The following is a 307-nucleotide window of genomic DNA, read 5'->3' as shown; positions in this document are numbered from 1 at the left end:
TTGCCCCCCGCACGCGCCCAGGCCAGAAAACCGACTTGCCCCTTGCTGGTGTAGACCGAGTCCTCAAAGCGGAACAGCAGCAGCTCCAGAACGTCGCGGATCATGTATTTGGAAAAATCGCCGTAGCCAATCGACTTGGCATTCGCGCCTGGCTGCGCCATGTCGTTGTTGATGGCGACATCCTCGCCCAGCAGTTGGGCCGGGGTGCCGGTCTTGATGCCGGCTTCGTACGAATCGGCCCAGATGGGGCGCCCGGCGCCGGCCTTGAGCTTGCGGACCATCTTGCGGGTCTGTTGGTGCATCATGA

Annotated in this window: 1 protein-coding gene; it reads right to left on the bottom strand. The window is 62.2% G+C overall.

Annotated features, from left to right (window positions below; all coding sequences use genetic code 11):
• The coding region (locus F1735_RS34655) for a phage major capsid protein (protein WP_229506106.1) at positions 1–281 on the bottom strand (281 nt) is incomplete at its 3' end.
• Positions 282–307: the final 26 nt, after the last annotated feature.

It is taken from the genome of Massilia genomosp. 1, assembly GCF_011682185.1.
GTDB classification, from domain to species: domain Bacteria; phylum Pseudomonadota; class Gammaproteobacteria; order Burkholderiales; family Burkholderiaceae_D; genus Telluria_A; species Telluria_A rubra.
The sequence above is the reverse complement of the archived record's forward strand: the minus strand, read 5'-3'. Positions and strand labels throughout refer to the sequence as shown.